This window comes from Acidibrevibacterium sp. (assembly GCF_049965395.1).
GTDB classification, from domain to species: Bacteria; Pseudomonadota; Alphaproteobacteria; order Acetobacterales; family Acetobacteraceae; genus Acidibrevibacterium; species Acidibrevibacterium fodinaquatile.
In genome coordinates this window covers 22,979-45,303 of the sequence record NZ_JBMFWJ010000012.1, presented here as the reverse complement: position 1 = coordinate 45,303, position 22,325 = coordinate 22,979, and the positions used below count along the sequence as shown (strand labels likewise).

General features: G+C 67.2%; 17 protein-coding genes, 2 tRNA genes and 1 riboswitch. Of the genes, 13 read left to right on the top strand and 6 right to left on the bottom strand.

The genetic code is table 11. The features are described 5' to 3' along the window. The first annotated feature begins 18 nt into the window (after positions 1–18). From priA to thiL, 7 genes are all read left to right on the top strand, one after another. Positions 19–2,022 carry a replication restart helicase PriA gene (gene priA / locus ACP5M5_RS05835; protein WP_427936135.1) on the top strand — a complete coding sequence of 668 codons (2,004 nt, stop codon included), beginning with the start codon at positions 19–21 and terminating at the stop codon, positions 2,020–2,022. A gap of 121 nt (positions 2,023–2,143) precedes the next feature. Beyond that, the gene (locus ACP5M5_RS05830) at positions 2,144–2,722 is read left to right on the top strand and encodes a F0F1 ATP synthase subunit delta (protein WP_427936133.1); all 579 of its coding nucleotides are present in this window, start codon (positions 2,144–2,146) and stop codon (positions 2,720–2,722) included. Then, a complete protein-coding gene (gene atpA, locus ACP5M5_RS05825) occupies positions 2,722–4,251 on the top strand; it encodes a F0F1 ATP synthase subunit alpha (protein ID WP_427936132.1) in 1,530 nt (509 codons plus the stop codon). The genes ACP5M5_RS05830 and atpA overlap by 1 nt, the downstream gene beginning before the upstream one ends. Positions 4,252–4,260: 9 nt before the next feature. Then, positions 4,261–5,145 (top strand): F0F1 ATP synthase subunit gamma, encoded by an 885-nt coding sequence (locus ACP5M5_RS05820; RefSeq protein ID WP_427936131.1) that lies wholly within the window; start codon positions 4,261–4,263, stop codon positions 5,143–5,145. 33 nt (positions 5,146–5,178) lie between these two features. Then, entirely contained in the window at positions 5,179–6,600 is a 1,422-nt protein-coding gene (gene atpD, locus ACP5M5_RS05815) for a F0F1 ATP synthase subunit beta (protein WP_427936130.1), read from the top strand. Beyond that, positions 6,600–7,007 (top strand): ATP synthase F1 subunit epsilon, encoded by a 408-nt coding sequence (gene atpC / locus ACP5M5_RS05810; RefSeq protein WP_427936129.1) that lies wholly within the window; start codon positions 6,600–6,602, stop codon positions 7,005–7,007. The genes atpD and atpC overlap by 1 nt, the downstream gene beginning before the upstream one ends. A gap of 160 nt (positions 7,008–7,167) precedes the next feature. Next, positions 7,168–8,121 carry a thiamine-phosphate kinase gene (gene thiL / locus ACP5M5_RS05805; protein ID WP_427936128.1) on the top strand — a complete coding sequence of 318 codons (954 nt, stop codon included), beginning with the start codon at positions 7,168–7,170 and terminating at the stop codon, positions 8,119–8,121. Here the strand turns inward: thiL and ACP5M5_RS05800 are convergent. Then, on the bottom strand, positions 8,092–9,651 hold the full coding sequence (locus ACP5M5_RS05800; RefSeq protein WP_427936127.1) for an AMP-binding protein: 1,560 nt from the start codon (positions 9,649–9,651) through the stop codon (positions 8,092–8,094). The genes thiL and ACP5M5_RS05800 overlap by 30 nt on opposite strands. A 148-nt stretch (positions 9,652–9,799) precedes the next feature. On the opposite strand from ACP5M5_RS05800, the gene ACP5M5_RS05795 reads away from it, so the two are divergent. Continuing rightward, positions 9,800–10,948 carry a CaiB/BaiF CoA transferase family protein gene (locus tag ACP5M5_RS05795; RefSeq protein ID WP_427936126.1) on the top strand — a complete coding sequence of 383 codons (1,149 nt, stop codon included), beginning with the start codon at positions 9,800–9,802 and terminating at the stop codon, positions 10,946–10,948. A 31-nt stretch (positions 10,949–10,979) separates the two neighbouring features. Here the strand turns inward: ACP5M5_RS05795 and ACP5M5_RS05790 are convergent, their stop codons facing one another. Together ACP5M5_RS05790 and ACP5M5_RS05785 are read right to left on the bottom strand one after the other, a co-directional pair. Then, entirely contained in the window at positions 10,980–11,423 is a 444-nt protein-coding gene (locus ACP5M5_RS05790; RefSeq protein ID WP_427936125.1) for an Rrf2 family transcriptional regulator, read from the bottom strand. Positions 11,424–11,431: 8 nt separating this feature from the next. Further along, the gene (locus ACP5M5_RS05785) at positions 11,432–12,604 is read right to left on the bottom strand and encodes an NnrS family protein (protein ID WP_427936124.1); all 1,173 of its coding nucleotides are present in this window, start codon (positions 12,602–12,604) and stop codon (positions 11,432–11,434) included. Positions 12,605–12,958: 354 nt separating this feature from the next. Between ACP5M5_RS05785 and ACP5M5_RS05780 the strand changes: the two genes are divergently transcribed. Together ACP5M5_RS05780 and ACP5M5_RS05775 are read left to right on the top strand one after the other, a co-directional pair. Then, entirely contained in the window at positions 12,959–16,384 is a 3,426-nt protein-coding gene (locus ACP5M5_RS05780) for an indolepyruvate ferredoxin oxidoreductase family protein (protein ID WP_427936123.1), read from the top strand. An 82-nt stretch (positions 16,385–16,466) separates the two neighbouring features. Then, positions 16,467–17,138 carry a DsbA family oxidoreductase gene (locus ACP5M5_RS05775; RefSeq protein ID WP_427936122.1) on the top strand — a complete coding sequence of 224 codons (672 nt, stop codon included), beginning with the start codon at positions 16,467–16,469 and terminating at the stop codon, positions 17,136–17,138. Here the strand turns inward: ACP5M5_RS05775 and apaG are convergent. Together apaG and metZ are read right to left on the bottom strand one after the other, a co-directional pair. Continuing rightward, a complete protein-coding gene (apaG, locus tag ACP5M5_RS05770) occupies positions 17,135–17,551 on the bottom strand; it encodes a Co2+/Mg2+ efflux protein ApaG (RefSeq protein WP_427936120.1) in 417 nt (138 codons plus the stop codon). The two genes, ACP5M5_RS05775 and apaG, sit on opposite strands and share 4 nt — an antisense overlap. Beyond that, on the bottom strand, positions 17,548–18,774 hold the full coding sequence (gene metZ, locus ACP5M5_RS05765; protein WP_427936119.1) for an O-succinylhomoserine sulfhydrylase: 1,227 nt from the start codon (positions 18,772–18,774) through the stop codon (positions 17,548–17,550). Before metZ ends, apaG begins: the two co-directional genes overlap by 4 nt. A 48-nt stretch (positions 18,775–18,822) precedes the next feature. Further along, a riboswitch (SAM riboswitch) is annotated at positions 18,823–18,902 on the bottom strand. A 71-nt stretch (positions 18,903–18,973) separates the two neighbouring features. On the opposite strand from metZ, the gene ACP5M5_RS05760 reads away from it, so the two are divergent. Continuing rightward, a tRNA-Gly gene (locus tag ACP5M5_RS05760) sits at positions 18,974–19,047 on the top strand. Positions 19,048–19,112: 65 nt separating this feature from the next. On the opposite strand, the gene lipB is transcribed toward ACP5M5_RS05760, so the two are convergent. Continuing rightward, on the bottom strand, positions 19,113–19,796 hold the full coding sequence (lipB, locus tag ACP5M5_RS05755; RefSeq protein ID WP_427936118.1) for a lipoyl(octanoyl) transferase LipB: 684 nt from the start codon (positions 19,794–19,796) through the stop codon (positions 19,113–19,115). Between the two features lie 45 nt (positions 19,797–19,841). Between lipB and ACP5M5_RS05750 the strand changes: the two genes are divergently transcribed. Together ACP5M5_RS05750 and ACP5M5_RS05745 are read left to right on the top strand one after the other, a co-directional pair. Then, a tRNA-Leu gene (locus ACP5M5_RS05750) sits at positions 19,842–19,924 on the top strand. An 84-nt stretch (positions 19,925–20,008) separates the two neighbouring features. Next, entirely contained in the window at positions 20,009–22,306 is a 2,298-nt protein-coding gene (locus ACP5M5_RS05745) for an NADP-dependent malic enzyme (RefSeq protein WP_427936117.1), read from the top strand. The last annotated feature ends 19 nt before the right edge of the window (positions 22,307–22,325 follow it).

Here is a 22,325-nt window from a genome sequence, read left to right as displayed (position 1 = left end):
ACGGGAGAACGATAGGCGATGGCGGCGGGTGGCGAAAGGGCGCAAGCGGTGCCGGTCTTGCTGCCTTATCCCTTCGCCGGCCCGCTCGATTACGCCGCCCCGCCGGATGGCGAGCCGCCGCCCGGGACGATCGTGCGCGTGCCGCTCCGCCGCCGCGAAGTGCTCGGCGTGGTGTGGGACAAGGCTGGCCCCGGGCGCGCCGCGCCGGAGACCCTGCGCCCGCTCGCCGCCGTCGCCGGCGCGCCGTCCTTGCCACGCGATCTCCGCGCCCTGATTGACTGGCTCGCCGCCTATACCCTCGCGCCACTCGGCGAGGTGCTGGCGATGGCGCTTCGCATCAACCCCGCCCCGCCGAAGCGCCGCCGCCGCGCCCAGCCCTTCGCCGCCCCCGATCCCGACCATCCCGGCCCGACGCTCTCGCCCGATCAGGCGGCGGCGGCGGCGGCGCTTCGGGACGCGGTGCGGGCGGCGCGGTTTTCCGTGACCCTCCTCGAAGGCGTGACCGGCGCTGGCAAGACCGAGGTTTATTTCGAGGCGATCGCGCAAACGCTCAAGGCCGGGCGGCAAGCGCTCGTGCTGCTCCCCGAGATCGCGCTCTCGGCGCCGTGGCTTGCGCGATTTCGGACGCGGTTCGGCGCCGACCCCGCGGTCTGGCACTCTGGCCTTGGCCCCGCCTTGCGGCGCGATACCTGGATTGCGGTGGCGCGGGCGGCGGCGCCGGTGGTGGTGGGCGCGCGTTCGGCGCTGTTCCTGCCGTTTTCGGCGCTCGGCCTCGTCATCGTCGATGAGGAGCATGAGAGCGCCTTCAAGCAGGAAGATGGCGTGATCTACCATGCCCGCGACATGGCGGTGGTGCGCGGGCGGCTGGCCGGGGCGCCCGTGGTGTTGGCCTCGGCGACGCCGAGCCTCGAAAGCCTCGCCAATGCCGAGGCCGGGCGCTATCGCCATCTTTTGCTCCCGGCGCGCCATGGCGGGGCGGCGCTGCCGGCGGTCGCGATGATCGATCTTCGCCGCGACCCGCCGGCGCGCGGGCGGTTTCTCGCCCCCGCCCTCATCGCTGCGATCAGCGAGACCCTGGCGCGCGGCGAGCAAGCGATGCTGTTTTTGAACCGCCGCGGCTACGCGCCGCTGACCCTCTGTCGCGCCTGCGGCCACCGGCTGCAATGTCCGCATTGCACCGCCTGGCTGGTTGCGCATCGTCGGGGTGGGCGGGCGCGGCTTCTCTGCCATCATTGTGGGTATGTGATGGACCAGCCGTCGGCCTGCCCGGCCTGCGGCGCCGCGGCCAGCTTCACACCGATCGGCCCCGGCGTTGAGCGCATCACCGAGGAAGTGGCGGATCTGTTTCCCGCGGCGCGCCATCTGGTCATGTCCTCTGACACCATCGCCAATGCGCAAGCGGCGCAAGCGGCGGCGGCTGCGGTCCTAGAACGCCGGGTCGATGTCATCATCGGCACCCAGATCGTCGCCAAGGGCTGGCATTTTCCGCATTTGACGTTGGTTGGCGTCGTCGATGCTGATCTCGGCCTCGCCGGCGGCGATCTGCGTGCCGCCGAGCGCTGTTTTCAGCTTCTGCACCAGGTCGGCGGGCGCGCCGGGCGAGCGGGCGCGCCGGGGCGTGTCCTGCTGCAGAGTTTCGCGCCCGAGCACCCGGTGATGCAAGCGCTCGCGAGCGGCGATCAGGCGGCTTTTCTCGCCGCCGAGAAAGCCGCGCGCAGGATGGGGCACTGGCCGCCTTACGGCCGGCTCGCCGCAGTCATCGTGAGCGCCGGAACGGCCGCCGCAGCCGATGCGCTGGCGCACGCGCTCGCCCGAGCGATGCCGGCGGCGCACGGGGTCGACCTTTTTGGCCCGGCGCCGGCGCCGCTCGCCCTGCTGCGCGGGCGCCATCGCCGCCGGCTCCTGATCAAGGCGCGGCGCGAGGTTGCGCTGCAGACGCTGCTCCGCGCCTGGCTCGCCGCCGTCCCGGTGCCGCGCGGGGCACACGTCGTCGTCGATATCGACCCGATGTCGTTTTTGTGATTTTCGCCGTGTTCGGCGGTCAAGGCCGGTTGCGCACGCCACCCCCCCATGCTAGACGCCGCGCGCCGGTGCGAACGCGCCGGTCTCCGCCTTGGGACCCACTTGATCGGACATTCACAGCGTGGCCACTGACAGCGTAGTCTCGATGGGCGCAACCCATGTCTCCGGCCTCGCCGGGCGCTACGCCACGGCGCTTTATCACCACGCCGACGAGACCCACCTGCTCGACCAAGTGGTTTCCGAAATGGCGAGCCTCGGCCGGCTGATCGAGGAAAGCGCGGATTTTCGCCGCCTCATCGAAAGCCCGCTGATCGACGTGACCGCCGCGCGTGACGCGGCGCTTGCGGTGCTCAGGGCGCAGGGGTTCGGCGCCAGCGTGTGCCATTTCGTCGGCGTCGTGATCAGCAACCGCCGGCTGCGCCAGCTCCCCGATTTCGTCCGCGCGTTCGCGGCCCTGGCGGCCGAAAAACGCGGCGTCGTCATCGCCCATGTCACTTCGGCGCACCCTCTGAGCGACGTGCAGGAGCAGGCGCTCCGCGCCCGGCTGATCGAGGCCGGCTATAACCAGGTGCAGCTGATCCAAGAGGTCGATCCCAGCCTGCTCGGCGGCCTCGTCGTCAGGATCGGCACCCGTCTTTATGATTCCAGTCTGAAATCCCGTCTGCAGCGCCTGCAGTACGCCATGAAGGGAGCCGCGTGATGGAAATCCGCCCCGCCGAAATCTCCGACATTCTGAAAAAGCAAATTGCCGCTTTCGATACCGAGGCGAATGTCGCCGAGACTGGTCAGGTCTTGAGCGTCGGTGATGGGATTGCGCGCATTTTCGGCCTCCAGAACGTGATGGCCGGCGAATTGGTGGAATTTCCCTCCGCCGGCATCAAGGGCATGGCGCTCAATCTCGAGACCGACAATGTCGGCGTGGTGATTTTCGGCGACGACCGCGAGATCCGCGAAGGCGACACGGTGACGCGGACCAAGGACATCGTCGATGTGCCGGTGGGCAAGGCGCTGCTCGGGCGCGTGGTTGACGGGCTCGGCAATCCGATCGACGGCAAGGGGCCGATCGAGGGCGCCGAGCGCCGCCGCGTCGAAGTCAAGGCGCCGGGCATCATCGCGCGCAAATCGGTCCATGAGCCGATGCAGACCGGCTTGAAGCCGATCGACGCCTTGATCCCGATCGGCCGCGGCCAGCGCGAACTGATCATCGGCGACCGTCAGACCGGCAAAACCGCGGTGATCATCGACACCATCCTCAATCAAAAAGCGATCAACGCCGGGGCCGACGAAAGCAAGAAGCTCTATTGCATCTATGTCGCGGTCGGGCAGAAGCGCTCGACGGTTGCCCAGCTCGTGCGCACGCTCGAGGAAAACGGCGCGATGGCCTATTCCATCGTCGTCGCCGCGACCGCCTCCGACCCCGCGCCGATGCAGTTTATCGCCCCCTATACCGGCTGCACGATGGGCGAGTATTTCCGCGACAATGCGATGCACGCGGTGATTTTCTACGACGATCTTTCCAAGCAAGCGGTCGCCTATCGCCAGATGTCGCTCTTGCTGCGCCGCCCACCGGGGCGCGAGGCCTATCCCGGCGACGTGTTCTATCTCCATTCCCGTCTGCTTGAGCGCGCCGCCAAGATGTCGGATGAGTTTGGCGCCGGCAGCCTCACCGCGCTGCCGGTGATCGAGACCCAGGCCGGCGACGTCTCGGCCTATATTCCGACCAATGTGATTTCGATCACCGATGGCCAGATCTTCCTCGAGACGGAGCTGTTCTTCAAGGGCATCCGCCCGGCGGTGAATGTCGGCATCTCGGTCTCGCGCGTCGGCTCGGCGGCGCAGATCAAGGCGATGAAGCAGGTGGCCGGGCGCATCAAGCTCGAACTCGCGCAATATCGCGAAATGGCGGCGTTTTCGCAGTTCGCCTCCGATCTCGACGCCTCGACGCGCAACCTGCTCGCGCGCGGCGCGCGTCTCACCGAATTGCTGAAGCAGCCGCAATATCAGCCAATGCCGGTCGAGGAGCAGGTGGTGTCGATCTTCACCGGCGTGCGCGGCTATCTCGATGCGCTGCCGGTCGAACGTATCGGCGCCTTCGAGCGCCAGATGCTCTCCGAATTGCGTGCCAAGGGCGGCATTCTCGAGGCCATCCGCAACGACCGCGAAATCAAGCCCGAGACCGAGAAGCAGTTGATCGCCTTCCTCGAGGCTTTTGCAAAGAATTTCGGCTGATCCACTCCCATGGCCAATCTCAAGGCGCTCCGCACCCGGATCGATAGCGTCAAATCGACGCAAAAGATCACCAGCGCGATGAAGCTGGTCTCGGCCTCCAAACTGCGCCGGGCGCAGCTTCGTGCCGAAGCGGCGCGGCCCTATGCCGAACGGATGGAGCGCATGCTCGCGACGCTTGCCGCGAGCGCCGCCGGCAATCCCTCGGCGCCGGAGCTGCTGGTCGGCAATGGGCGCGATCAGACCCATCTGATCATCGCCGTCACCGCCGATCGCGGTCTGGCCGGCGCCTTCAATACCAATGTCGGGCGCGCCGCGCGGGCGCTCGCGCAGCGCCTCGAAGCCGACGGCAAAACAGTGAAGATCGCCGCGATCGGGCGCAAGGGCCGCGATTTCCTGCGCCGCGACTATGGTGATCGCATCCTGTTCGATGTCTCCTATGCCGGCCGCAAGCAGATCGAGTTCGCCGACGCCGAGGCCATCGCCGCCCGCGTTATCGCCCTCATGCAGGAGGGCGCGTTCGATGTCTGCACGCTGGTCTATAACCGTTTCGTCTCGGTGATTTCGCAGGTGGCGACGGAGGCGCGGTTGATCCCGGCGCCGGTTGCCGCGATGCCGGCGGCGGCGAGCGCGGGCGCCCAGGCGATCTATGAGTTCGAACCCGAGGAAGAGGCGCTGCTCGCCCATCTCCTGCCGCAAAACCTCGCCGTCCAAATCTACAAGGCGCTGATCGAAAGCGCCGCCGGCGAGCAAGGTGCGCGCATGACGGCGATGGATAACGCGACGCGCAACGCCGGCGACATGATCAAGCGGCTGACCTTGGTCTATAACCGCAGCCGCCAAGCCAACATCACCCGAGAACTGATCGAGATCATCTCCGGCGCCGAAGCCCTGTGAGATCGGTCGGCCACGCATAGAGGAGTGCCCAGCATGGCGAAAAACATTGTCGGACGCGTGACCCAGGTTCTCGGCGCGGTGGTCGATGTGCAGTTCGATGGCGAGCTGCCGTTCATTCAGAACGCCTTGACCACCAAGATCGATGACCGCACCCTGGTGCTCGAGGTGGCGCAGGAACTTGGTGAGCGCACCGTGCGCTGCATCGCCATGGACAGCACCGATGGCCTGGTGCGCGGGCGCGAGGTGGTCGATACCGGCGGGCCGATCTCGGTCCCGGTCGGGCCGGAAACCTTGGGCCGCATCCTCAATGTCATCGGCGAGCCGATCGATGAGCGCGGCCCGCTCGAGACCAAGCAGCGCTTTCCCATTCACCGCGAGGCGCCCTCCTTCGAGGAGCAGGCGACGTCGACGGAAATCCTCGTCACCGGCATCAAGGTCATCGATCTGCTTGCGCCCTATCTCAAGGGAGGCAAGACCGGGCTTTTCGGCGGCGCCGGGGTCGGCAAGACGGTGCTGATCCAGGAGCTGATCAACAATATCGCCAAAGCCCATGGCGGCGTCTCGGTGTTCGCCGGCGTCGGCGAGCGCACGCGCGAGGGCAATGACCTCTATCATGAAATGATCGATGCCGGCGTCATCAAGCTCGACGGGCCGGGCTCGAAGGTCGCGCTCTGCTATGGCCAGATGAACGAGCCGCCCGGCGCGCGCGCGCGTGTCGCGCTCTCCGGCCTCTCGCTCGCCGAGTATTTCCGCGATGAGGAAGGCCAGGACGTGCTGTTCTTCGTCGATAACATCTTCCGCTTCACCCAGGCCGGCGCCGAGGTGTCGGCGCTGCTCGGTCGCATCCCCTCGGCGGTGGGCTATCAGCCGACGCTCGCGACCGACATGGGCGCGCTGCAGGAACGTATCACCTCCACCAAGAAAGGCTCGATCACCTCGGTGCAGGCGATCTACGTCCCCGCCGACGACCTCACCGACCCGGCGCCGGCGACCTCGTTCGCCCATCTCGACGCGACCACCGTGCTGTCGCGCCAGATCGCCGAACTCGGCATCTATCCCGCCGTCGATCCGCTCGATTCGACCTCGCGCTCGCTCGACCCGCGCATCGTCGGCGAGGAGCACTACACCGTCGCGCGCGAGGTGCAACGCATCCTGCAGACCTATAAAAGCCTCCAGGACATCATCGCCATTCTTGGCATGGATGAGCTGTCCGAGGAAGACAAGCTGATCGTCTCGCGGGCGCGCAAGATCCAGCGCTTCCTCTCGCAGCCCTTCCATGTCGCCGAAGTGTTCACCGGCTTCCCCGGCGTCTTCGTCCCCGTCGCAGACACCATCCGCAGCTTCAAGGGCCTCTGCTCGGGCGAATACGACCATCTGCCGGAAGCCGCGTTCTACATGGTCGGCACCATCGAGGAAGCGGTCAAGAAGGCGGAAAGCCTGAAAGCCGCCGCCTGATGCCGACCGCGCTCGAAATCGTAACGCCTGAGCGGCTTTTACTCTCGCGCGCCGTGGATATGGTGGTGGTGCCGGCCGCCGAGGGGGAACTCGGCGTCCTCCCCGGTCACGCGCCGATGATCGCGCTCTTGCGCGGCGGCGTTTTGCGCATTTTCGAGGGCCAGCAGGAAACCAGCCGGCTATTCGTCGCCGGTGGTTTCGTCGAAATCACTCCCGAGCGCTGCACCGTGCTTGCAAGCGAGGTCATGCCACTCGCCGAGGTCTCGAAAAGCGCCGCCGAACGTCGCATCAAGGAGGCCGAGGCGGCCTATGCGGCGGTCGATAAATCGGATATCGCGGCGCGCGACATGACGCTCGATCATCTGCAATCGGCGCGGGCGATGCTCGCGGTTGCGGAAGCGCCGTAAGCAAGGCAAGGCATGGTTCTTTTTTGAAAAAAAGAACCAAAAAACTTTTGCCCGTGGGGCCGTGCCGCAGGCACGGCCCGCTCCAAGAAAAGTCCCGCTTCCCGGGAACGGAGAAAAGTCTTTTTGCTTCTTTTTCTTCAGAAAAAGAAGTCTTTCTCTCATGACTGACCTACCGCGTGAATTTGCCCTGATCGAAACCTATTTCCGCCCGCTGGCGGGGCCGGCGGGGCTCGCGCTCGCCGATGACGCGGCGATTTTGCCGGAGATCCCCGGGCGGGAATGGGTGGTTTCGGTCGATGCCATGGTCGCGGGCGTGCATTTCCTCGCCGAGGATCCGCCCGATAGGATCGCCCGCAAGCTGCTGCGGGTCAATCTCTCCGATCTCGCGGCGATGGCGGCCAAGCCGTTCGGCTATCTGCTGACGCTGGCGGCGCCCGCAACGACCCCGGATGCCTGGTTCAAAACCTTCGCCGCTGGCTTGGCCGAGGACCAGGCGCGGTTTGGCCTTGCGCTGCTCGGCGGCGATACCACGAGAACGCCGGGGCCGCTCACCCTTTCACTGACCATTTTCGGCGAGGTTGCGGCCGGTCGGGCATTGCGCCGGGCGGGCGCGCAGGCCGGCGATGAGGTCTGGGTGAGCGGCACCATCGGCGATGCCGCGCTTGGGCTTTTGGTGCGTCGTGGCGAACTCGCCGACCCGAGCGGGAGCCTGCTTCACCGCTACCTGCTGCCCGAGCCGCGGCTCGGCCTTGCGCTCGCTGGGATCGCGCGGGCGGGCGCGGATATTTCCGATGGCTTGGTGCAGGATCTCGGCCATCTCTGTCGCGCCAGCGGGATCGGTGCGGTGATTGAGGCGCAAGCGGTGCCGCTGTCGCCGGCGGCGCGTGCGGCGGGCGCGGCCTATCTCGCGCGCTGCCTTACCGGCGGCGATGATTATGAGCTGGTGCTCGCCGTGCCGCCCGAACGCGCCGCGGCCTTGCGCGCGGCGGCGGCGGCGGCTGGCGTCCCCCTCACCCGCATCGGCCATTTCCGGGCCGAGCCGGCGCGGGTCGTGGTGGTTGATGGCGCGGGCGCCGAGATGGCGCTAGGCGCCGGCGGCTGGAGCCATTTCTGAGCGGTAGCGCTCCTTCAACGTGCGCCGCAGCAGCTTGCCGGTCGGCGTGCGCGGCAGCGCCTCGACGAACACCACCTGGCGCGGGCATTTGAGGCTCGCCATCCGCTCGCGGCAGAAGGCGATCACCGCCTCCGGGGTGAGCCCGAGACGCTCCGGCGCCGCAACTGGCTGGACCACCGCGAGCACGACCTCACCGAGATCGGCATCGGGCAGCCCGACCACCCCGGCATCGGCGATCAAGGGGTGTTCGAGCAGCACACTCTCGATCTCGGCGGGATAGACATTGCTGCCGCCAGAGAGAATGAGGTCCGAGCGGCGATCGCTGAGATAAAGATATCCGTCCGCGTCGAGATAGCCGAGGTCGCCATAGGTCGCAAAGCCACGGGCATTGTAGGACGCGGCGGTTTTTTCGGGATCCCGGTGATAGGCGAAGCCGCCGGTGCCCTCGAACCAGATGCCGCCGACCTCGCCCGGCGGCAGATCATGGCCATCCTCGTCGAGGATGTGGAGCGTGCCGTAAATCGGCCGCCCGACCGAGCCTTTATGGCGCAACCACTCGTCGCTTTCGATCAGGGTGGTGCCGATGCGCTCCGACCCGGCATAATATTCGACCAGGATCGGCCCCCACCAGGCGATCATTTTTTCCTTCACATGCACCGGGCACGGGGCGGCGGCGTGGATCGCGCGTCGATGCGAGGCGAGATCATAGTGCGCCCGCACCGCCTTGGGCAGGGCCAGCATGCGGATGAACATCGTCGGCACCCATTGGCTGTGCGTCACGCGGTAGCGGGCGATCGCCGCAAGCGCCGATTCGGGGTCGAATTTGTCGAGGACGACGACGCTCACGCCGCGCGCCAGCGAATGCAGCGAATAGACATGCGGCGCGGCGTGATAGAGCGGCGCCGGCGAGAGATAGACGCTCGCGGGGCCAAAGCGCAGGGTGTGGTCGAGGAGCTTCTCGCCAGGCTGGGTGACGCCACGCTGATCGGCGGCAAGCAGCGGGAAGCGAATGCCCTTGGGCCGCCCGGACGTCCCCGAGGAATAGAGGAATTCGCGCCCGATCGGGCGCCGCGGCAGGGCGGTGACCGCGAACGGCGCGAGCACGGCACTGAGCCCGAGTTCGGCGCCGCTCGCATCGCCATCGACCAGCATCACCGGCAGACGCCGGCGGATGTCGCCCGGCACCGCGGCGAGCAGAGCGCGGCTGGTGATCAGCAGCCGGGCGTCGCTATCCTCGATCAGATAGGTGAGTTCGCGCGGTTTCAGATGCGTGTTCAGCATCGCGTAATAGAGGCCGGCGCGGCGCGCCGCCCAGGCGATGGTGAAAATCTCGGCACGGTTTTCCAAAAGAACCGCGATCATCGCCCCGGCCTCCAACCCGCGCGCGATCAGCGCCTGGGCGAGGCGGTTGGCGCCAGCGTCGAGGCTCGCGAAGCTTTCGACGAAACTCGACTGCGGAAAAATCACCGCCGGTTTGTCCGGCGCCCGCAGGGCGACGGCGTGCAGTTCGTCGATCTCGGCGTTGATCATGCGTCTCTCCCGATGGTTATTCCTTGAGGCTGTGCCCCTCCGGGTGCGACGAGTGTGTGCTGAAATCACGAAAACCCGCAAGCCGCCGCGGTTGACGGCGCAGCCGCGCCCGGCCAGCCTCGGGGCAAAGCCAATGAGGAAAACGGCGATGGGGCAAGAGAATGGGGCGCGCGGGCCGCTTGGCGGGCTGCGGGTGCTGGAACTCGCTGGGATAGGGCCGGGGCCGTTCGCCGCGATGCTGCTCGCGGATCTCGGCGCCGAGGTGATCCGCATCGACCGGCCAGGGGAAAGCGCCTCGCGCCTTCCCCCCGAGCGCGACCCGACGCGGCGCGGCCGACGCAATCTCGTTCTTGATCTCAAGCGCGCCGACGCGGTCGCGGTGTTGCTTCGCCTCGTCGAGACCGCGGATGTCTTGATTGAGGGGTTTCGCCCTGGCGTTGCCGAGCGCCTCGGCTTCGGCCCCGAGCCCTGTCTCGAACGCAATCCGCGCCTGGTTTATGGCCGCATGACCGGGTTCGGCCAGGATGGGCCGCTGGCGCAGGCGGCCGGGCATGATCTCACCTATATCGCCCTCGCCGGCGCCCTGCATGGCATCGGCCGCGCCGGCGAGGCGCCGGTGCCGCCGCTCAATCTCGTTGGCGATTATGGCGGTGGCGCGATGTTCCTGATCTTCGGCGTGCTCGCAGCACTCTTCGAGCGCGGCCGTTCGGGGCGCGGGCAGGTGGTGGACGCGGCGATGGCGGAGGGGGCGGCGCTGCTGATGACGCCGTTTTATGGTCTTTTCGCCGCCGGGCTTTGGTCTGATGCGCGGGGCGAGAACCTGCTCGATGGCGGCGCGCCATTTTATGACAGCTATCGCACCGCGGATGGCGGCTATCTCGCCATCGCCGCGTTGGAGCCGAAATTCTTCGCCGAACTCGCGCGCCTGATCGGGCTCTCGGACGAGGATGTCCGCCGGCAATATGACCGCGCGCATTGGCCGGCGCTGCGGGCGCGGATGGCCGCGACCGTCGCCGGCAAAACCCGCGCCGAATGGGTCGCGCGCCTTGAAGGAAGCGATGCCTGCGCCCATGGCGTGCTCGCGCTTGCGGAAGCGCCGCATCATCCCCACAACGCGGCGCGCCGGAGTTTCATCGAGATCAATGGCGTGACGCAGCCGGCGCCGGCGCCGCGTTTCAGCCGCACCCCACCCGCCACGCCGCGCCCGCCCGCCCCGCCGGGCGCCGACGATGACGCCATTCTCACCGAAGCCGGGCTCGACCCGGCAGCGCTCCGCGCCGCCGGCGTGCTCGGCTAATCCGTCACCGGCGCGCTGGCAAACCCTCGCGTCAGGCGGGCGCCGCCGTGAGCAGATGGCGGAGAACGGACTTGCGGGAGACGAGATCGGCGAGGCTGTGGCGATCGAGCACGGCGAGAAACGCCTGTTCCGCCTCGCGCAGAATGCCGACGAGATCGCAGGCGGGAAGGATCGGGCAAGAACGCGAGCGCGCGGCAAAGCAGGGGGCGAGCGCTATGTCAGGCTCGGTCTCGCGTACCACCGCGCCGAGATTGATCGCCGCCATCGGCCGCGCAAGACGCAGCCCGCCCCCCTTGCCCCGCAGGGTTGCAACATAGCCGGCAAGACCCAGCCGATGCGCGACTTTAGTCAGATGGTTCTTCGGAATGCCATAAGCGGCGGCGACGGCGGCAATGGTGATGCGCTCGCCGGGCGGGATCGCGGCGAGATGGATCAAGAGGCGGAGCGCGTAATCGGTATGGACGGTAAGACGCATCGAAGCGGTTATCGCGGGGTTGTGAGCAGTCGCCCATAGAGCAGGGCGAAGAGGCTGAACGCGCCGCTCCAGGCCGTTCCGGCCAGCACGAGAACCGGCAGGACATGCCCGCCGGCGAAGGGCGCGGCGAGGCGGGCGAGCGCGGCGAGGGTGATCAGGGCAAAGATCACGACCGTGCCCGACCCCGCCGTCAGCTTTCGCCCGGTATGGCCGAGCGTCGCCCGCGTCATCACCGCAAGGGTCATGGTGCCGATGGCGCCGACGGTGAGCGCATGCAGCGCCACGCTCGCCGGAAAAGCGGGAAAGAAAACGGGGAGGCCAAGCAGCAGCAACCCGGCGCCAAGCCAGCCATAGCCGAGATGGAGGACGATCAGCAGCGGCTCGCGCCACGCCGCGGCGCCGTGCCAGCGCCAGAGGCGCACCCATTGCGCAAGGCCGGCGAGGATCGCAACCGGCGCCAAAAGCCGCGCCGTTGGCGCCGCAACCCAGATCAGGAGCGCAAACCCGGTAAGCAGGAGCGCCGCGCGGTCCATCGTGCCGAAGCTCGCCGGCGGCGCCACCGCCGGACGCATGCGGGCGAGCCAGTTGCGGGTGAAACTGGGGACGATCCGCCCGCCGATCAGGCTGATCAGCATCGCCAGCGTCGCGATGCCGAGCCGGTTGCCGAGCGCCGCATCCGCAAGCCAGCCTGACGCCCCGGCATGAACCAGGACGTTCGCCAGCAACAGCAGGGACAGCGCCACCACCACCGGCAGATTGCGCCAGTTGCGCCCGGCCAGAACCTCGCGCGCGATGACGAGCAGAAAGGCGAGCGGAAAGGCGAGGTCGGCCAGCGCTGCGAACGGGTTTGACGGGGCAAGACATGCGAGACGCCCGACAAGCCAAAGCAACACGAGGGCGGCGAGCGGCCCCCCCTGGAGCGGCATCCGCCCGGTCCAGTTGGGGACCGCGGTGAGCAGGAACCCGGCGACGACCGCGCCGCCATAGCCGAACACCATCTCATGCCCGTGCCAGACACTGGCCGGCAATGCCGCCGGCGACGGCGCCGCGCCGGCGAACATGGTAAGCCACAGCGGCACGGCGATCGCCGCCCACAGCGCGGCAAACAGGAAGAACGGCCGGAATCCGGCGGAAAGAAGCGCCGGCTCGTGTCCGGCGCGATAGCGGGGAATGGCACTCATCCGGTGTTCTCCCACCCGGTTGCGCGCGCGGCAGGAACGATGCGCGCCGCCCAAAAAGATACATTTTATATGTATTTTATATCCCCGCTTTATCGACGCATGCGCCCTGAAAGGAACGCAAAGCTCACGGCACGGCGCTTGCCGTCGTAGCCGACGCCACCCCTCTCTCGCCTCACAAAATTGCCCACCACTGCCCCGGGAAAGGCCGGCGGGCGATGTCAGCATGACCGGGCGCGATCAAAAAAATCTATTTTCGTCCGAAACTTCCCTTTCCTTTGTGATGCGCGCCAGGTTGCCATATCCTGATGTTCAAGCGCCGCGCGCCGGCGGCGTGCGGAGACGGGAACGGACAGAATGAAACACGCAGAGATCACCCTCGATGACAAATACGCCGTCGAGATCGAGGAGGTTCATCTCACCGGGACGCAGGCGCTGGTGCGTCTGCCGATGCTGCAGCACGCGCTCGACCGCGCCGCCGGGCGCAACACCGCCGGCTTCATCTCCGGCTATCGCGGCTCGCCGCTCGGCGGGCTCGACATTCAGCTTTTCGCCGCGAAATCCCACCTCGCCGAGCATCACATCCATTTTCAGCCCGGCGTGAACGAGGAATCGGCGGCGACCGCGGTCTGGGGCACGCAGCTCTCGCCGCTGCTCGCCGGCGCGAAATATGATGGCGTGTTTGCGATGTGGTACGGCAAGGGGCCGGGCGTCGATCGCTCGGGCGATGCCTTCAAACACGCGAATTTCGCCGGAACCTCGCCCAATGGCGGCGCGTTGCTGGTCGCCGGCGACGATCATGCCTGCAAATCCTCAACCGTGCCGCATCAGAGCGAGCCCGCCTTCATCGCCGCCCTCATCCCGGTTTTGGTGCCGGCCGGGGTCGCCGATATCGTCAGCCTCGGCCTCCATGGCTGGGCGATGTCGCGCTATTGCGGGCTCTATACCGGGTTCAAGACGGTCGCCGACGTGGTTGAGACCTCGACCACCATCCGCTTCGATCTCCATGAGTTCCGCCCGATCCTGCCGGAACGCGCCCATGATCAGCGGCATTTCATCCGCCTGCACGATCAGCCGCTGGAGATGGAGCGAAGGGTGCATCTCTACGGCCTGCCGATGGCGCGCGATTATGTCCGCGCCAACCGCCTCGATCGGGTGTTGCGCCGCGATCCGGGGGCGCGGTTCGGGCTTATCACCGCCGGCAAATCGACCTTCGATCTCGCCCAGGCGCTCGATGATCTCGGCCTTGCGGGTGCTGACGCCGGGCTCGCGGTGCTCAAGCTCGCCCTCACCTGGCCGATCGTGCCCGAGACCATCCGCGAGTTCGCCGCCGGCCTCGATGAGATTCTGATCGTCGAGGAAAAGCAGCCGGTGATCGAAACCCAGGTCAAGGAGATCCTCTACGGCACCGCGAACCCGCCGCGCATCACCGGCAAGCACGACCCAGAAGGGGCGTGGCTGCTCAGGGCGTCGTCCGAGCTCTCCGCCGATGATATCGCCCGCGCGCTTGCTCGCCGCCTTGCCGCAATGGGGCGCGAGACCGAGACCATGCGCGCCCGCTTAGCCGTGCTCGATGCCAAGGAGGCGGCGCTGCAGCGGCTCGACCCCAACGCCGTGCGCAAACCCTATTTCTGCTCCGGCTGCCCGCACAACACCTCGACCAAGGTGATCGACGGCTCCCGCGCGCTGGCCGGAATCGGCTGCCATTTCATGGCGATGTGGATGGACCGCCATACCGACACCTATTCCCAGATGGGTGGCGAAGGCGCGCAATGGATCGGCCAGGCGCCGTTCACCGAGGAAAAGCACGTCTTCGTCAATATCGGTGACGGCACCTATTTCCACTCCGGCAGCCTCGCCATCCGCGCCGCCGTCGCCGCCGGTGTCAACGCGACCTACAAGGTGCTGTTCAACGACGCCGTCGCGATGACCGGCGGCCAGCATCTCGACGGCCAGATAACGCCGGCGCAGATCACCCGCCAGCTCGCCGCCGAGGGCGTCAGACGCATCGTCGTCGTCACCGATGAGCCGGAGAAATACGCCGCCGTGACCGATCTCGCGCCCGGCGTTGAGGTGCGCCATCGCCGTCTGCTCGAGGATACCGAGCGCGAATTGCGCGAGATCGCGGGCGTCACCGCGATCGTCTATGACCAGACCTGCGCCTCCGAAAAACGCCGCCGGCGCAAGCGCGGCCAGATGGCCGACCCGCCCAAACGCGCTTTCATCAATGCCCGCGTTTGCGAGGGCTGTGGGGATTGCTCGGTCGCCTCCAACTGCCTCTCGGTGACGCCGAAAGACACCGAATTCGGGGTCAAGCGCGAAATCAACCAATCCTCCTGCAACAAGGATTTTTCCTGCCTCGAAGGGTTCTGCCCGAGCTTCGTTACCGTCCATGGCGGCAAGCTGCGCCGCGCCGCCCCCGCCGAGGCTAAGCCCTTTGCCGATCTGCCCGAACCCGTGCTGCCGGCCTTGGCGCGCCCCTATGGCGTGCTCGTCGCCGGCGTTGGCGGCACCGGCGTCGTCACCATCGGCGCCTTGCTCGGCACCGCAGCCCACATCGAGGGCAAGGCGATCAGCGTCCTCGATCAGGCGGGGCTCGCGCAAAAAGGCGGCAGCGTCTGGAGCCATATCAAAATCGCCGCCAGCGCCGAGGATTTGCGCGCGCTGCGCGTCTCGCGCGCCAGCGCCGATCTCCTGCTCGCCTGCGATCTCGTAGTCGGCGCCGGCGGCGAGGCGCTGGCGTGCGCCGTCCAGGGGCGCACGCGGGCGGTGGTCAATACCCATGAGACGATCACCGCCGATTTCGTGCTGCATCCCGGAACCCGGCTTTCGACCTCGCCGCTTCTCGAGACGATCGCCGACGCCGTCGGGACCGAGGCGATGAGCGTGCTCGATGCGACGGCACTCGCGACCGCGCTGATCGGCGATGCCATCGCAACCAACCTCTTTCTCCTCGGCTATGCCTATCAGCAGGGACTCGTGCCGATCGGGGCGGCAGCGCTCGAGCGCGCGATCGAACTCAACGCCACCGCGGTCGAGGCCAATCGCGCCGCGTTCCGCTGGGGGCGTTCGGCGGCGGTCGATCTCGCCCGCGTGCGCGCGCTCGCCGGGTTGACGCCGCCCGCACAAGCCGCCGCGGCCGATGTCGCGAGCCTGGTTACGCGCTTTGCCGGCGAGCTGGTTCGCTATCAGGGGCGGCGTCTCGCGCGCCGCTATCGCACGCGCGTTGAAAAATTCCATGCCCGTGTGCGCGCGTTCGGCGACGCCGGCGAAGCGCTCGCCGAGACGGTTGCACGCAATTATTTCAAACTGCTCGCCTACAAAGACGAATACGAGGTCGCGCGGCTGTTCGCCGATCGCGCTTTCCGCGCCGAGCTTGCGCGCCAGTTCGAAGGCGATTATCGGCTCGAATTCCATCTCGCGCCGCCGCTGCTCGCCAAACGCGACCCGCGCACCGGGCATCTGCAAAAACGCGCCTTCGGCGGCTGGATGATGCCGGTGTTCGCCCTCATGCGTTATGGCAAGGTCCTGCGCGGAACCAGGCTCGATATCTTCGGGCGCACCGAGGAACGCCGCGCCGAGCGCGCCCTGATCGCCGACTACGAAGCCTTGCTCGACGAGTTCGAAAAGACCTTGGCCGCCGATAATCTCGCCGCGGCAACCGCGCTCGCGGCGCTGCCCGAAGACATCGCGGGCTACGGCCATGTCAAGGAAAAGCGTATGCGTGAGGCCGCGCAAAAACGCGAAACCCTCCTTGCCCGCTATCGTGGCGCGGCCGTGTGAGAGAGCGGAAAGCTTTGTTCTTTTTTGAAAAAAAGAACCAAAAAACTTTTCAAACCTAAGGGGCGGCGCTAGGCTGGGACGTATGAATATGCTGTCGCCGGCGCGGCCTCATCTCGTCATCGAGGTGGTGCATGATCTTGTGTGCCCGTGGTGCTATCTCGGTCTGCGGCGGCTGCGGCGGAGCTTGGCTGCGCGGCCGGAGATCGAGGTTTCGTTCCTCTGGCGGGCGTTTCTGCTCAACCCCGACATGCCGCGCGCCGGCATGCCGCGCGAGGCCTATGTGACGCGCAAATTCGGCAGCGAGGAGCGGGCAGGCCGTCTTTTTGCCTCGATTGGCCAGGTCGGCCTTGCGGAAGGAATAGCCTTCCGCTTCGACCGCGCCGCGCGCATGCCAAGCAGCGTCGATGCCCATCGCCTGGTGCGCTTCGCCGGCCGCGCCGGGCGCGAACTCGACCTCGTCGAAGCCTTGTTCGCCGCCTATTTCAGCGACGGCATCGATATCGGCGATCCCGCGCGGCTCGTCATGATTGCGGCGCAGAACGGGCTCGATGCCGAAGCGGCGGCGCAGTTCCTCGCCAGTGACGCCGAGATCGACGCCGTGCACGCCGACAATCTCCGCGCCCATCGGCTCGGCATCAACGGGGTGCCCTGCTTCATCTTCAGCGGCCGCCACGCCATCGCCGGCGCGCAGGAGCCGGCCGTGATCTCGCGCCTGATCGATGTCGCCTTGCTCGAGGAGTCCGAGGCCTTTTAGTGGACTTGGCCGGCCTGATGGGGGCTGTCGAGGCTGAAGGTCGGGATCGCGACGTCGAGCGCTTCGCCGGAATCGACGCGGATCATGTGGTAGGTGCCGGTCATGAAGCCGGACGGGGTCTCGAGCGGCGTGCCGGAGGTATATTCAAACACGTCGCCAGGCTCCAAGGTCGGCTGCTCGCCGACGACGCCGGCGCCATGCACGTGCTGGGTGCGGCCGAGCGCGTCGGTGATGCGCCAGGTGCGGCGCAGCAGCTGCACCGTCTCACGGCCGCCATTCTCGATCCTCACCTTATAGGCCCAGACGAAATGCCCCTCCTCGGGACGGGACTGGTCCTCGAGAAAAAACGCGCGCACGCTCACCCTAATGCCGCGCGTTGTCGCGCTGAACTCGCCCTGCTGTTCCCGGCTCATGTCCCGCGCATACCGTGCGCGAGGCTCTCTTGTCCATGCCCCGCCGCCGCGGCGGCAAGCGCGCACGCGAGATCGGCCTCGAGATCGGCGGCATCCTCGATCCCGACCGAGAGCCGCACGACGCCATCGCTGATGCCGAGCCGGGCGCGTTCGGCAGCGCCGATCCGGTAATGGGTGGTGGTTGCGGGGTGGGTTGCCAGCGATTTGGTATCACCGAGATTGTTGGAAATCCGGATCAGCCGGAGCGCGTTCAAAAACGCAAACGCCGCCGCCTTGCCGCCGCGGAGTTCGCAGGTGACGATGGTGCCGCCGCCGCTCATTTGCGCCCGCGCCAGCGCCGCTTGGGGATGATCAGGGCGGATCGGATACCAGACGCGGTTGATCGCGGGCGCGCGGCTCAGGAATTCGGCCAGGCGTTCGGCGTTGGCGCAGGCGGCGTTGACGCGGAGCGAGAGCGTCTCCAGCCCCTTCAGCAAAAGCCACGCATTGAACGGCGAGAGCGCCGGGCCGGTATTGCGCAGATAGGGCTGCAGCACCTCCTCGATCCAGGCCCGCCGCCCGAGAACGGCGCCGCCCAAGGCGCGGCCTTGGCCGTCGATATGCTTGGTGCAGGAATAGACGACGACATCAGCGCCGAGACGGAGCGGCTGCTGCAAAAGCGGGGTCGCGAACACGTTATCGACCACCACCTGCGCACCGGCTTCGTGGGCAAGCGCGGCGATGGCGGCGAGATCGACGATCTCCAGCATCGGATTGGAAGGAGTTTCGAGCAGCACGATTTTCGAGGGCTTCGCCAAGGCCTCGCGCCATTGGCTGAGATCGGCGCCATCGACGAAGACGCTCTCGACGCCAAAGCGCGGCAGCAGCGTGGAGACGATCCAGTGGCAGGAGCCGAACAGCGCGCGGGACGCGACCACCCGGTCGCCGGCGCGGAGCCCGGCGATCAGCGCCGCATGCACCGCCGCCATGCCCGAGGCGGTTGCGCGGCAGGCTTCGGCGCCTTCGATGGCGGCGAGGCGTTCCTCGAGCATCGCGACCGTCGGGTTGCCGACGCGCGAATATTGATAGTGGGCGAGATCACCGCGAAACGTCGCCTCGGCGTCCTCGGCGCTCTCATAGACGAAGCCAGAGGTGAGAAAGAGCGCTTCGGCGGTTTCGCCGAACGGCGTGCGGGCCTGTCCGGCATGGACGAGGCGGGTCGCGGGACGGAAGGTTTCGGTCATCTCTCTGGCCCTATCACGTGGGGCCGACCGTAGATGCCGCGCCGGCCGAGCGGGCGAGCGCTGGCCTCTTTAGCGCGCTTCTTTCACCTCGCCGCAATCCGGCCGGACAAATCACGAGGGGCGGCCCACGCCGCCGGCCACGAACGCTAATGATCGCGCATTGCGCCGTCAATCCGGGTTTTCTATAAACGGCCGGCGCGCGGGTGTAGTTCAATGGTAGAACGGCAGCTTCCCAAGCTGCATACGAGGGTTCGATTCCCTTCACCCGCTCCAGCAAACTCTCTTCATGACAAACGTTTTTTGGTTCTTTTTTCAAAAAAGAACATTTTCCCCGTTTTCTACCTATCCCCAAATACCTCGCGAAACGCCGCCGCGAGCGCCGCATCGGCGCTGTTCATATCGCACGTGGCGCCAAGCGCGGCGAGGCTGGTGACGCCGTGTTCGGCGATGCCGCAGGGCACGATGCCGCCGAAATGGCTGAGATCGGGGGCGATATTGAGGGCGATGCCGTGCCAGCTCACGAAGCGCGTGACGCGCACGCCGAGGGCGGCGATCTTGGCCTCGCCGCCGGCGCCGTCCGCCACCCAGATGCCAATTCTCCCCTCGCGCCGCTCGCCGGTGATGCCGAGCCGGGCCAGCGCCCGGATCAGCCATTCTTCGAGCCCGTGGACGAAGGCGCGGATGTCGCGCGCGCGAACCGCGCCGTGCTGGCGGGTGAGGTCGAGCATGACGTAGGCGATGCGCTGGCCCGGCCCGTGATAGGTCCATTGTCCGCCGCGCCCGGCGTGATAGGTTGGAAATCGCGTTGCATCGCGCAGATCCTCGGCCCGCGCCGAGGTGCCGGCGGTATAGAGCGGCGGGTGTTCGAGAAGCCAGACCTGCTCGCGCGCTTCACCCGCCCGGATCGCCTTGATGCGCGCCGTCATCGCCGCGACCGCTTCGGGGTAGGGGGTGAGGCCCGCGGTTTTTACCCACTCGATTTCCGGCATCGTCTCTCCCCGGATTGAACCTGCGGCGATCATCGGCTATATCCCGCCCGCGTGCGGCGCCGAGGCGACGCGCGGGATGCGGTCGTGGCGGAATGGTAGACGCGCAAGCTTGAGGTGCTTGTGGGGGAAACCTCGTGGAAGTTCGAGTCTTCTCGACCGCATAACTCCTCCCTCGTCAGACGCCTTTCTTCGCCGCGCCGTTCCGGCCATCCTCATGGCCCGGCGATCCGAAGGAGGGAATGGCGATGGACGAGGATATTCGCAAGGCGGCGTTGGATTACCACCGTCTGCCGCAACCTGGGAAGCTCGCCATCGTCGCGACCAAGCGCATGGCAACGCAGCGCGACCTGGCGCTCGCTTATTCCCCTGGTGTCGCCGCCGCCTGCGAGGCGATCGTCGCCGATGCCAATGCCGCTTATGATCTGACGGCGCGCGGCAACCTCGTCGCCGTCATCTCGAACGGCACCGCGGTGCTTGGCCTCGGCAATATCGGCGCGCTTGCCGGCAAGCCGGTGATGGAGGGCAAGGCGGTTTTGTTCAAGAAATTCGCCGGCATCGATGTCTTCGATATCGAGGTCGATGCCAACGACCCCGCGCGTTTCTGCGATGTCGTCGCAGCACTGGAGCCGACCTTCGGGGCGATCAATCTCGAGGATATCAAGGCGCCCGAGTGCTTCGAGATCGAGTCCGCTCTCCGCGCCCGGATGGGCATTCCGGTGTTTCATGACGACCAGCATGGCACCGCCATCACCGTCGCCGCGGCGATCCGCAACGGGCTTCTTTTGCAGGGGAAATCGCTTTCTGAGGTCAAACTGGTCACCTCCGGCGCCGGCGCCGCGGCGCTCGCTTGCGTCGATCTCCTGGTCGAGATGGGGCTTCGGGTGGAGAATGTCACGCTCACCGACAAAGACGGCGTGGTCCATGCCGGGCGGGCAGGGATGCTTCCCAACATGGCGCGTTATGCGCAGCGGACCGATGCCAGGCGGCTCGATGAAGTGCTTCCCGGCGCCGATATTTTTCTCGGGCTTTCGGCGCCACGTGTTTTGCGCCCGGAATGGCTCGCCCTGCTTGCCCCAAAGCCGCTCATTCTCGCGCTCGCCAATCCCGAGCCGGAAATCGCCCCCGACGCCGTGCGCGCCGCCCGCCCGGACGCCGTGATCGCGACCGGGCGTAGCGATTATCCCAACCAGGTCAACAACGTCCTCTGCTTTCCCTTCATCTTCCGCGGCGCCCTCGATGTCGGGGCGAGCACGATCAACGAAGCGATGAAGCTCGCGGCGGTGGAAGCGATGGCGGAACTCGCCCGCATCGAGGCGAGCGAGGTGGTGGCGGCGGCTTATGGCGGGGCGGCGCCGGTGTTCGGGCCCGATTACATCATCCCGAAACCCTTCGATCCGCGCCTGATCCTGCAAATCGCACCGGCGGTGGCGCGGGCGGCGATGGCGAGCGGGGTCGCGCGCCGGCCGATCGCCGATTTCGACGCCTATCGCCGCGATCTCGAACGTTTCGTGTTTCGCTCCGGCCAGCTCATGCGCCCGGTCTTTGAGGCAGCGCGGCAGGCGCCGAAACGTATCGCCTATGCCGAGGGCGAGGATGAGCGGGTGCTGCGCGCGGCGCAGATGGCGCTCGATGAGGGGATCGCGCGGCCGGTGCTGCTTGGCCGGCGTGACATCATCGCAGCCCGGGTGCGCGAGATGGGGCTCAGGATGGATCTTGCCGGCGCGGCGCGGGTGATCGATCCCGAGCGCGACGAGGCGACGATCGCGCCGCTGATCACGCCCTATCAATGCCTGGTCGGGCGGCGCGGCGTGCCGCCGGCGGCGGCGGCGCGCCGGATGCGCAACCGCACCAGCGTCGTCGCCGCCATGCTGCTCGCAACCGGGGCGGTTGATGCCGCGATCGTCGGCGGCTCTGGCGATTGGTGGCAGCACATGAAATATGTCCTCCCGATCATCCCCGCCCGCGCCGAAGTCTCGCGCATTTATGCGCTCTCCTGCATCATCCTGCCGGCCGGCGTCTTGTTCCTGTGCGACACCCACCTCAATATCGACCCGAGCGCCGAGCAGATCGCCGAGATGACGGCGCTCGCGGCGCGCGCCGTCGCCGGGTTCGGCCTCACCCCGAAGGCGGCGCTGTTGTCGCATTCCAGTTTCGGCGCCTCGAACACGCCGTCGGCGCGCAAGATGCGGGCGGCGCTGGCGCTGATCCGGGCCCGCACACCGGCGCTCGAGATCGATGGCGAAATGCACGCCGACGCCGCCTTGAGCGCTGCCATCCGCGAGCGCGCCGTACCCGACAGCCGGCTTTCCGGCACCGCTAATCTCCTGGTGATGCCCAATCTCGACGCCGCCAACATCGCCTTCAACCTGCTCAAGGCGGCGGCCGATGGTCTCGTCGTCGGTCCGCTCTTGCTTGGCATGAGCAAGCCCGTGCATGTTCTGGTGCCGAGTGTCACCGCGCGCGGGATCGTCAATATCAGCGCTATCGTCGCCGCCGAGGTCGAGGACGCGGCCAATATGCCGCCGCAATCGACCGGGAAGTGATCCCGGCGCATCGAGGGAA

Coding starts and splice junctions, on each gene's coding strand:
- ACP5M5_RS05785 (WP_427936124.1), bottom strand. CDS start 12,604: ATGAGTGCCATTCCCCGCTATCGCGCCGGACACGAGCCGGCGCTTCTT.
- atpA (WP_427936132.1), top strand. CDS start 2,722: ATGGAAATCCGCCCCGCCGAAATCTCCGACATTCTGAAAAAGCAAATT.
- atpC (WP_427936129.1), top strand. CDS start 6,600: ATGCCGACCGCGCTCGAAATCGTAACGCCTGAGCGGCTTTTACTCTCG.
- ACP5M5_RS05795 (WP_427936126.1), top strand. CDS start 9,800: ATGGGGCAAGAGAATGGGGCGCGCGGGCCGCTTGGCGGGCTGCGGGTG.
- atpD (WP_427936130.1), top strand. CDS start 5,179: ATGGCGAAAAACATTGTCGGACGCGTGACCCAGGTTCTCGGCGCGGTG.
- apaG (WP_427936120.1), bottom strand. CDS start 17,551: ATGAGCCGGGAACAGCAGGGCGAGTTCAGCGCGACAACGCGCGGCATT.
- ACP5M5_RS05820 (WP_427936131.1), top strand. CDS start 4,261: ATGGCCAATCTCAAGGCGCTCCGCACCCGGATCGATAGCGTCAAATCG.
- priA (WP_427936135.1), top strand. CDS start 19: ATGGCGGCGGGTGGCGAAAGGGCGCAAGCGGTGCCGGTCTTGCTGCCT.
- ACP5M5_RS05745 (WP_427936117.1), top strand. CDS start 20,009: ATGGACGAGGATATTCGCAAGGCGGCGTTGGATTACCACCGTCTGCCG.
- thiL (WP_427936128.1), top strand. CDS start 7,168: ATGACTGACCTACCGCGTGAATTTGCCCTGATCGAAACCTATTTCCGC.
- metZ (WP_427936119.1), bottom strand. CDS start 18,774: ATGACCGAAACCTTCCGTCCCGCGACCCGCCTCGTCCATGCCGGACAG.
- ACP5M5_RS05800 (WP_427936127.1), bottom strand. CDS start 9,651: ATGATCAACGCCGAGATCGACGAACTGCACGCCGTCGCCCTGCGGGCG.
- ACP5M5_RS05790 (WP_427936125.1), bottom strand. CDS start 11,423: ATGCGTCTTACCGTCCATACCGATTACGCGCTCCGCCTCTTGATCCAT.
- ACP5M5_RS05775 (WP_427936122.1), top strand. CDS start 16,467: ATGAATATGCTGTCGCCGGCGCGGCCTCATCTCGTCATCGAGGTGGTG.
- ACP5M5_RS05780 (WP_427936123.1), top strand. CDS start 12,959: ATGAAACACGCAGAGATCACCCTCGATGACAAATACGCCGTCGAGATC.
- lipB (WP_427936118.1), bottom strand. CDS start 19,796: ATGATCGCCGCAGGTTCAATCCGGGGAGAGACGATGCCGGAAATCGAG.